Here is a 7,694-nt window from a genome sequence, read left to right on the forward strand (position 1 = left end):
GCTCCCGCTGCCGTCCGCGACTCAACGGATTGGCGAAATCCCGGCGATCCGAGCCGTGTGCCCTCGCCGGGTCAGCCGCCCGGGACCATCCAGCGCAGGATCTGGATGAGCCCCACGACCGCGCACACGATGACGAACGCCGCGATGACCCACGCGATGATCTGCGCGGCGTCGATGCCACCTCCGGACGAGGCGGCGGACCCGGCCGGGTCCGGGGTGCTCTCACCGGCGGACCGGGCCTCGAGCGCCTTGGCGCGCAGCGCCTCGACCTTCTTGGAGCGAGGCTCCTGACGGACCGAGCGCGGCAACGAGCGCCACATCGCCCCGAAGTCGTCGCCGTGCGACGCGCGCCAGGCCCTGACGGCCGCGTCGACCTCCGGCCCCTTGACGCCCGCGCCGAACCACACGGCACCGGCCGCGGGCAGGTCGCCCATCCCGTGGTGCACCTCGCCGAGCAGCCGGAGGGCCTCGAGGTCGCGCTCCTCGCGCACGTGCCCCGCGAGCAGGTCACGGGCCACCCAGAGCTCGTGGCGCTCGATCGCCGCCGTGGCCTCGGCCAGCACGTCGGGCGCGGCATCGGTCGAGGTCTGGCTCTCCTGGTCAGGCATGAGAGCCAGCGAACCACACCGCCGCACCGGTCCGCACGACCGGCACACGGCATACGTCCTGCGGACGAGCGCCGATCCCGCGTCCGGTGCCCCACCCCGTGTGACCGGCGCCACTAAGCGTGCGCTCAGTCACAATGCGGCAACCTGTCTTGCCGAATGCTACTCACCGGTAGCACCATGGAGACATGGGCCACTACAAGAGCAACCTGCGCGACATCGAGTTCAACCTCTTCGAGGTGTTCGGTCGCGGTGACGTGCTGGGCTCCGGCCCCTACGAGGACCTCGACGCCGACACCGCGCGCGAGATGCTCAAGGAGGTCGCGCGGCTGGCCGAGAACGAGCTCGCCGACTCGTTCCAGGACGCCGACCGCAACCCGCCGGTGTACGACCCGCAGACCCAGCGGGTCACGATGCCGCCGTCGTTCACGAAGTCCTACAAGGCCTACCGGGACAGCGGTTTCTGGGGGATCGACCTGCCCGCCGAGCTCGGCGGCACCGTCGCCCCGCCGAGCCTGCGCTGGTCGGTCAACGAGCTCGTGCTCGGCGCCAACCCGGCGGTCGCGATGTTCAATGCCTCGTACGGCTTCGCCAAGCTCCTCTACGTCCTCGGCAACGACGACCAGAAGAAGCTCGCGCACTGGATCGTCGAGAAGGACTGGCACTGCACGATGGTGCTCACCGAGCCCGACGCGGGCTCCGACGTCGGCGCGGGCCGCACCAGGGCCGCCCAGAACGAGGACGGCACCTGGACGCTCTCCGGGGTCAAGCGCTTCATCACCAGCGCCGAGTCCGACATGGTCGACAACGTCGTCCACTTCGTCCTCGCCCGCCCCGAGGGTGCCGGGCCCGGCACCAAGGGCCTGTCCCTCTTCGTCCTGTCCAAGTTCGAGGTGGACCTGGAGACCGGTGAGCTCGGTGAGCGCAACGGCGTCTACGTCACCAACGTCGAGAAGAAGATGGGCCTCAAGGTCTCGACGACCTGCGAGCTCACCTTCGGCGGCGAGAAGCCCGCGGTCGGGGCGCTGCTCGGCGACGTCCACGACGGCATCGCCCAGATGTTCCGGATCATCGAGAACGCCCGCATGCTCGTCGGCACCAAGGCCATCGCCACGCTGTCGACCGGCTACCTCAACGCGCTCGAGTACGCCAAGGAGCGCGTTCAGGGCGCCGACCTCACCCAGCAGGCCGACAAGGCCGCTCCGCGGGTGACGATCACCCACCACCCCGACGTGCGCCGCTCCCTCATGCTGCAGAAGGCGTACGCCGAGGGACTGCGCGCGCTCGTCCACTACACCGCGAGCCAGCAGGACGTCGTCGACGCCGAGCAGCTGCGCACCGGGTCCGAGGCGCTCGAGCACGGCTCACCGGCCGAGCTGGCCAACCGCGTCAACGACCTGCTGCTGCCGATCGTCAAGGGCCTCGGCTCCGAGCGCGCCTGGGTGCTGCTCGGCACCGAGTCGCTCCAGACCTTCGGCGGCTCCGGCTTCCTCCAGGACTACCCGGTCGAGCAGTACGTCCGCGACGCCAAGATCGACACCCTCTACGAGGGCACCACCGCGATCCAGGGCCTCGACTTCTTCTTCCGCAAGATCATCAAGGACAAGGCGCAGGCGCTGACGACGATCTCGATGCAGGTCCAGGAGTTCGCCAAGGACCTCGGCGCACACGGCGGGAAGATCGACCGCGAGCGCGAGCTGCTCGGCGAGGCCCTCGAGAACGTCCAGGGGATCCTCGGCTACATGGTCGGCGAGCTGATGAAGTCCGACCCGCGTCAGGACGGGGACCTCCGCAACCTCTACAAGGTCGGGCAGAACACCTCGCGGCTCCTCCTGTCCGCCGGCGACCTCGTCGTCGGGTGGCTGCTCCTGCGCCAGGCCGACGTCGCGCTGACCGCGCTCGAGGTCGAGGGAGCCGGCACGTCCCTGTCGGAGAAGGACACGGACTTCTACACCGGCAAGGTCGCGGCGGCCCAGTTCTACGCCCGTCAGGTCCTCCCTCGCCTCGCCGCCGAGCGCGCGATGGCCGAGGCCACGGACAACGACCTCATGGACGTGCCCGAGTCCGCGTTCTGACCGAGAGCGACCAGGACCACCCGGTATGCCGGCCGCAAACCCTGCGCGGCCGGCATACCGGCGTTCGGGGCAGGTTTCGCGTGGATGGTGTCGATTCCGCCCCGGCTCGACCGTCAAAGGAGTGGGATGGGCACCGGGCCCGGTCGACGACGCGAGGAGAGTGACATGGCGAAGTACCTCATCTACTTCAACCAGCAGTGGGTCGGTGAGCACTCGCAGGAGTGGTTCCTCAGCAGGGTGGCGCCGTCGATGGCCGTGATCGACGCGATGAAGGAGGCCGGGGTCTACGTCTTCGCCGGCGGGCTGGAGGAGGGCGGCCCGGTGTTCGCGGCCGACGCGACGAGCGGGACGGTGAGGATCACCGACGGGCCGTTCGCCGAGACGGCCGAGCACCTCGGCGGGTTCACCGTCATCGACGTGCCCGACCTCGAGACCGCGAAGATGTGGGCGGGCCGCCAGGCCGAGGGGTGCGGGTGGCCGCAGGAGCTCCGGCTCTTCGGCCCCGAGCCCGACCTTGGGGACTAGGTGTACTCGGCCACGAGCTCTCGTGGTGGTGGTGGAGCTGCCGGTCCACCGTCGCCCACGCGCGACGCAGCTGGCGCGCCCGCGCGCCGTCGGACCTCGCCACCGGGACGCACGACACCCCGGCGACGAGGGTCACCGGGGTGTCGGACGTGCGCCGCGGTGTCGGGTCAGAGACGCGAGTCCGGGTCGACGCGGGTCTCGTCGACGCGCGAGCCCGACACCGGGTCGACCTGCGAGGAGCGGGTCGCGGTGTAGCCGGCGGGGCGGGTGCGTCCGCGCATGGCGAAGGACAGCAGGATCGCGAGGACGCCGGCAGCGATGAGGATCCAGCCGAGCATGCCGTCATCCATGCCGGGGATGTCCACCTGCAGGACGAACGCGAGGATCGCGCCGATAACGATGAGGACGATTCCGAGTCCGATGTACATGGTCACTCCTTGTGGCCGTGTCCGGGTGAAGGAATCCCGGATCGGTGCCCGACTCTACCGCTGACCTGCACGTTCCAGCGGGAGGAGAGCGCCCGGGTTGAGCAGCCCGGCGGGGTCGAGGGCGTCCTTGATCCGCCGCGTCACCTCCATGACGTCGGGTCCGAGCATCGCCGGGAGGGCGTCGCGCTTGAGCCGGCCGACCCCGTGCTCGCCGGTGATCGTGCCGCCCAGCGCGATGGCCGCGGTGAGGATGTCCTCGAACGCCGCCCGGGCCCGCGCCGTCGAGTCCGCGTCGGCAGCGTCGTACATGACGATGGGGTGGGTGTTGCCGTCGCCGGCGTGGGCGACGCAGACGATGTCGACTCCCCGCTCGCGGCCGATCTCCTCCACCCGCGCGACGAGGTCGGGAAGCTGGGGGACGGCCACGCCGACGTCCTCGAGGAGGAGCGCCCCGGACGCCTCGGCCGCGGGGAAGGCGAGCCGGCGGGCCCGCACGAACGACTCGCCCTCGACCGGGTCGTGGGTCACGAAGACGTCGACGGCACCCGCGTCGCGGCAGGACGTCTCGATGACGTCCATCTCGGCCTCACGGGCACCCGCCGGCGCGTCCGACTGCACGAGGAGCAGGGCGCGCCCGCGGTCCAGGCCCATGGGGGCGAAGTCCTCGACCTGGTTGACCGTGGGCCGGTCCATGAGCTCGACCATCGAGGCGCGCACGACCCGCCCCATGGCGACGACGGCGTCGGCCGCGCCCCGCACCGAGTCGAACGTCGCGACGAGCGTCGAGGGCGCGAGCTGGGCCGGCACGAGCCTCAACGTGGCCCGGGTGACGATGCCGAGGGTGCCCTCGCTGCCGACGAAGAGCTTGAGGAGCGAGAGCCCGGCGACGTCCTTGACCCGCTTGCCGCCGAGGGTGATGAGCCGCCCGTCGGCGAGGACGACGTCGAGGCCGAGGACGTAGTCGGTCGTCACGCCGTACTTGACGCAGCACAGGCCGCCGGCGTTGGTCGCGATGTTGCCGCCGATCGAGCAGATCTCGAACGACGACGGGTCCGGCGGGTACCAGAGGCCGTGCTCGGCCGCCGCCGCCTTGACGGCGGCGTTGAACGCACCCGGCTCGACGACGGCGCACCGCGCGTCCGGGTCGATCTCGACGGCCGTCATCCGCTCGAGGCTGAGGACGAGGCCACCCTCGACGGCCGACGCCCCGCCGCTCAGTCCCGTTCCCGCCCCACGGGGAACCACGGGTATGCCGTGTCTCGCCGCCCAGCGCACCGCCGTCTGCACGTGGTCGGCCACCTCGGCGCGGACGGCAGCACACGGCACTCCGGCATCCGGGTCCCGCGCCCAGTCCTGCCGGTACTTCTCCAGCGCTGCGGGTGCCGTCGCCACCACCCCCTCCGGCAGGGAGGAGACGAGCTCGGCGACGGCAGCGCTGCGATCGGTCACCCGGCCATCCTAGGAATCCCCCACACTGGGGGTGTCGGTCAGCGGGTGGCAAGGGAGGTCCGGCGTGGTGCGCAGGCTCGGGTCCGTCCTCGCCGCCGCGGCGCTCTGCCTCGCCGCCGCCACGGCCTGCACGAGCACCGACCCGCCGCCGCCGCGCCCGGGGCAGGCGGAGCTCGACGAGGCGCTGCGCCGCGCGGCGTGGGACGACGACGTGCCTGCCGCAAGGGCGCTCATCGACCGCGGGGCCGACGTCGACGCGCAGGACTCGTCCCGCCAGTCGGCCTACCTCATCGCGACGAGCGAAGGACGGCTCGAGCTGCTGCGCCTGGCCCTCGAACGCGGCGCCGAGATCGACGCCAAGGACGGCTGGAACGGGACCGGCCTCATCCGGGCCGCCGAGCGCGGACACGCCCTCGTGGTCGGTGAGCTGCTGCGGGCGGGCATCGACCGGGACCACGTCAACCGGATCGGCTACCAGGCGCTCCACGAGGCGGTGTGGCTGGGCAAGGACACCCCGGCATACGTTGACACCGTGCGCGCGCTCGTCGCCGGTGGGGTCGAGCTGGACCGCCGGTCCGGGTCCGAACGGCTCACCCCGCTGGAGATGGCGCGTGAGCGCGGCCACGACACTCTGGAGAGGGTTCTCATGACGGCAGGCAACGACCGGGAGGTCGCCGACCCCGACGCCGAGCTGCTCGCGGCGGCCGGGGTGGGGGACGCGGACCGCGTGGCCGTCGCCCTGCGTGCGGGGGCCGACATCGAGGCGCGTGACGAGGGGAGGCGGACGGCGCTGCTGCTCGCGGCGGCGTCCGACCGGATCGAGGTGGCCCGGCTGCTCGTGGCGATGGGCGCCTCCCCGGACGCGCTCGACGACCGGCACGACACCCCGTGGCTCGTCACCGGGGTCACGGGCAGCGTGCCGATGCTCGAGGCGCTGCTGCCCGCCGGGCCGGACCTCACCATCCGCAACCGCTACGGCGGCGTCTCGATCATCCCCGCGAGCGAGCGCGGTCACGTCGACTACGTGCGCCGGGTCGCGCAGACGGGCATCGACATCGACCACGTCAACGACCTCGGCTGGACCGCGCTGCTCGAGGCGGTGGTCCTCGGCGACGGCGGGGCGACCCACCAGGAGGTCGTCCGTGTCCTGCTCGCCGCAGGCGCCGACCGCTCGATCGCCGACAAGGACGGGGTCACGGCTCTCGAGCACGCCCGGACCAGGGGCTACACCGCGATGGCGGCGATCCTCGAGGGGTGAACGACGGCCCGACGGCCCCCCGCCCGGCCGTCGGCGGTCACCGGCAGGATGGGGTCATGGCCACGATCGTCTTCCTGCACGCCCATCCCGACGACGAGGCCTCCGGCACCTCGGGGACGATGACGCGGCTGGCGCGGGAGGGCCACCGGGTCGTCGTCGTCTACGGCACCGGCGGCGAGCTCGGCACGGCACCCGAGGACCTCCCCGACGGACTGTCCGTCGCCGAGTTCCGGCGGGGCGAGGCCGAGGCGTCCGCGGCGGTGACCGGCACCGAGCGCATCGTCTGGCTCGGCTACCACGACTCCGGCATGCACGGGTGGGAGCACAACGACCACGACGGCGCGTTCCACGGCGCCGACCTCGACGAGGCCGCCGGGCGCCTGGTGGAGGTGCTCGACGAGGAGGACGCCGACGTCCTCGTCGCGTACGACTGGCACGGGAGCTACGGCCACCCCGACCATGTCAAGGTCCACCGGGTCGCCCACCGTGCCGTGGACCTCGCGACCCGGCGCCCACGCCTCCTCGAGTGGACGATGAACCGGGACGCCATGCGCGCGGCCTACCGGGCGCAGCGGGCCGCGGGCGAGGGTGAGGGCGACGAGGGCTGGGACCCGGACCAGCCGATGGGGGACGGCGAGCCGGTCGGGACGCCGGCGGTCGGGATCCACTGGCGTGTGGACGTGTCCGCCGACCTCGAGTCCAAGCGAGCGGCCCTGGCCTGCCACGCCAGCCAGACCAGCGACGTCGGGATGATGCTGCGGATGCCGCCGGAGCTGTTCGCCCAGTGGTTCGGCGCCGAGTTCTACATCGAACCCGGCCGCGAGCCCGGCATGGTCGACGCCTGGCCGTTCGCCGACCTCGACCGGTGAACGCCCGGGTCCGGCCTCAGGCCGGTGTCGTGAGGGACCCGCGGACGATGCTGTCCCCGGAGTGCTGCGGCTTGTCGTCGAACTGCTCGCGTGAGATGTCGACGACGACGTAGCCCTCGTCGAGGAGCCGCTGCGAGATCGGGAACGAGGCGCTCTCGGCACCGTCGCGCATCACCCCGACCGACACCAGACGCCTGCCGTCCCGGTTGATGAGCCAGACCTCGACGTAGCCGTCGGGACCGGCCTCGAGGTCCCGCGCGGACACGGCGAGCGTGACTCCGTCGTCCTGCCGGCTGACCGTCGCCGACCCGAGGCGCTGCCCGGTGTCGAGCGTGTCGAGCTCGGCCGTGGCCACGGTGGCGCCGGGATCGGACGCCGGGTCACGCAGCCGGTCCGCGGCGAGGATCCCGCCTGCGCCGAGGACGACACCGGCGGCACAGGCCGCCGCGAGCCACCCGAGCGGCGGGCGGCGTCGCCGGGGCTCG

8 protein-coding genes are annotated in these 7,694 nt (G+C 72.3%); 4 read left to right on the top strand and 4 right to left on the bottom strand.

All coding sequences use genetic code 11. The features are described 5' to 3' along the window. Positions 1-71: 71 nt before the first annotated feature. Entirely contained in the window at positions 72-608 is a 537-nt protein-coding gene (locus N801_RS14500; protein WP_035939287.1) for a DUF6584 family protein, read from the bottom strand. A gap of 185 nt (positions 609-793) precedes the next feature. On the opposite strand from N801_RS14500, the gene N801_RS14505 reads away from it, so the two are divergent. Both N801_RS14505 and N801_RS14510 read left to right on the top strand, forming a co-directional pair. After that, positions 794-2,680, top strand: a complete 1,887-nt coding sequence (locus tag N801_RS14505) for an acyl-CoA dehydrogenase (RefSeq protein ID WP_035939289.1) — start codon at positions 794-796, stop codon at positions 2,678-2,680. Between the two features lie 165 nt (positions 2,681-2,845). Continuing rightward, complete coding sequence (locus tag N801_RS14510; protein ID WP_035939306.1) at positions 2,846-3,205, top strand: YciI family protein; 360 nt, start codon at positions 2,846-2,848, stop codon at positions 3,203-3,205. A gap of 167 nt (positions 3,206-3,372) precedes the next feature. On the opposite strand, the gene N801_RS14515 is transcribed toward N801_RS14510, so the two are convergent. Both N801_RS14515 and N801_RS14520 read right to left on the bottom strand, forming a co-directional pair. Beyond that, on the bottom strand, positions 3,373-3,633 hold the full coding sequence (locus N801_RS14515) for a DUF6458 family protein (RefSeq protein ID WP_035939292.1): 261 nt from the start codon (positions 3,631-3,633) through the stop codon (positions 3,373-3,375). A 54-nt stretch (positions 3,634-3,687) separates the two neighbouring features. Further along, positions 3,688-5,082, bottom strand: coding sequence for an FAD-binding oxidoreductase (locus N801_RS14520; RefSeq protein WP_035939293.1), 1,395 nt, complete (start codon positions 5,080-5,082; stop codon positions 3,688-3,690). Positions 5,083-5,146: 64 nt separating this feature from the next. Between N801_RS14520 and N801_RS21605 the strand changes: the two genes are divergently transcribed. Together N801_RS21605 and N801_RS14530 are read left to right on the top strand one after the other, a co-directional pair. Further along, a complete protein-coding gene (locus tag N801_RS21605) occupies positions 5,147-6,340 on the top strand; it encodes an ankyrin repeat domain-containing protein (RefSeq protein WP_245618463.1) in 1,194 nt (397 codons plus the stop codon). Positions 6,341-6,396: 56 nt separating this feature from the next. After that, entirely contained in the window at positions 6,397-7,209 is an 813-nt protein-coding gene (locus tag N801_RS14530; RefSeq protein WP_035939310.1) for a PIG-L deacetylase family protein, read from the top strand. A gap of 16 nt (positions 7,210-7,225) precedes the next feature. Here the strand turns inward: N801_RS14530 and N801_RS14535 are convergent. Further along, a partial coding sequence (locus N801_RS14535) for an anti-sigma factor (RefSeq protein ID WP_169744279.1) occupies positions 7,226-7,694 on the bottom strand: 469 nt, incomplete at its 5' end.

It is taken from the genome of Knoellia aerolata DSM 18566 (genome assembly GCF_000768695.1).
GTDB lineage: Bacteria > Actinomycetota > Actinomycetes > Actinomycetales > Dermatophilaceae > Knoellia > Knoellia aerolata.

Coding starts and splice junctions, on each gene's coding strand:
- N801_RS14500 (WP_035939287.1), bottom strand. CDS start 608: ATGCCTGACCAGGAGAGCCAGACCTCGACCGATGCCGCGCCCGACGTG.
- N801_RS14505 (WP_035939289.1), top strand. CDS start 794: ATGGGCCACTACAAGAGCAACCTGCGCGACATCGAGTTCAACCTCTTC.
- N801_RS14510 (WP_035939306.1), top strand. CDS start 2,846: ATGGCGAAGTACCTCATCTACTTCAACCAGCAGTGGGTCGGTGAGCAC.
- N801_RS14515 (WP_035939292.1), bottom strand. CDS start 3,633: ATGTACATCGGACTCGGAATCGTCCTCATCGTTATCGGCGCGATCCTC.
- N801_RS14530 (WP_035939310.1), top strand. CDS start 6,397: ATGGCCACGATCGTCTTCCTGCACGCCCATCCCGACGACGAGGCCTCC.